The sequence below is a fragment of the Streptomyces zinciresistens K42 genome (assembly GCF_000225525.1).
GTDB lineage: Bacteria > Actinomycetota > Actinomycetes > Streptomycetales > Streptomycetaceae > Streptomyces > Streptomyces zinciresistens.
Window position 1 is genome coordinate 1 of sequence record NZ_AGBF01000444.1, and the last position, 1,331, is coordinate 1,331.

Annotated in this window: 1 protein-coding gene; it reads right to left on the minus strand. The window is 64.8% G+C overall.

Annotated elements, in window-relative coordinates:
* Positions 1-27: 27 nt before the first annotated feature.
* A protein-coding gene (locus SZN_RS37105; RefSeq protein WP_099052229.1) for an IS3 family transposase occupies positions 28-1,280 on the minus strand; the annotation gives its coding sequence in 2 pieces (ribosomal slippage) (positions 28-998 and positions 998-1,280; 1,254 coding nt in all).
* Between the last annotated feature and the right edge of the window lie 51 nt (positions 1,281-1,331).

The window sequence follows — 1,331 nt, forward strand, 5'->3', positions numbered from 1 at the left end:
TGAACCGCCCCGGGTTCGGTAGAGATCTCAGATTGTGGTGATGACCTGGGGTTTCGTGGATTCGGTGTAGTAGCTGACTTCGTATTCGACGGGTGGGACGTGACCTATCTCTCCGTGGAGCCGCCGGTGGTTGTACCAGTCGACCCATTCGGCAGTGGCCAACTCGACTTGGGAGAGTGTCTTCCAGGGCCGCTGGGGTTTGATCAATTCGGTCTTGTACAGGCCGATCGTCGACTCCATCAGGGCGTTGTCGTAGGCGTCGCCGACCGAACCGATGGAGGCAGCGATGCCGGCGGCGTCCAGATGCTCGGCGAGCTTGAACGATGTGTATTGCGACCCGGCGTCCGAGTGATGGATCAACTCGCCCGGCTGGATGGGTTGTTGGTCGCGGTCGCGTTGCCAGACGGCCATCTCCAGAGCGTCCAGGACGAAGACGGTTTCCTTTACGGTGGCCGCCGACCAGCCGACAATCCGGCGGGAGAAGGTGTCCACGACGAATGCGACGTAGACGGTCGCGGACCATGTCTTCACATGAGTGAAGTCCGCCACCCAGCACCGGTTCGGTGCTGCGGTGACGAAGTCGCGGTCGACGAGATCGGGGGCCCGCTCGGCCTGCCCGCCGGGGATCGTGGTGATGACGCGCTTGCCCCGCACCGCGCCCTGGATGCCGAGCTCGCGCATGAGGCGCTCGACGGTGCAGCGGGCCACTTCGTGGCCCTGCCGCTTCAGCTCGCGCCAGATCTTCCGGGCTCCGTAGACCCGGTAGTTGGACGTGTAGACCGCCTGGATCCGTTCTTTGAGCTCCTCGTCGCGCACGGAACGGGCGGAGGGAGTTCCGAGGCGTTTCTTGTGGGCGTAGTACGTGGATGGGGCGATCTTGCAGTCGTGCTCGGTGAGCGTCCTGCAGATCGGCTCGACTCCGCCGAAGCGGTCCCGGTGCTCGTCGATGAAGGCTACGAGCGTGTGTGTGGCCGGTCGAGCTCGGCCGCGAAGAAACCCGCCGCGGCCTTCAGGATCTCGTTGGCCCGCTTGAGTTCGGCGTTCTCCTTCTTCAGCGCCTTGATCTGGGCGGACTCCTCCGTCGTCGCCCCCGGCCGCTGGCCCGCGTCGATGTCGTTCTGCTTCACCCAGTTCCGCAGCGTCTCGCGGGAACCGATGTCGAGCTTGTCCGCGACCGCCTGCAAGGCGGCTGTCTCGTTCGGGTAGTCGCCGCGGACCTCGGCGACCATGCGCACCGCGCGACGGCGCAGCTCAAGCGGGTAACGGGAGGGTCGTGCCATGACTCAATCCTTACATGGAATCGAGTCTCCATTTCACCCGGGGCGGTTCAG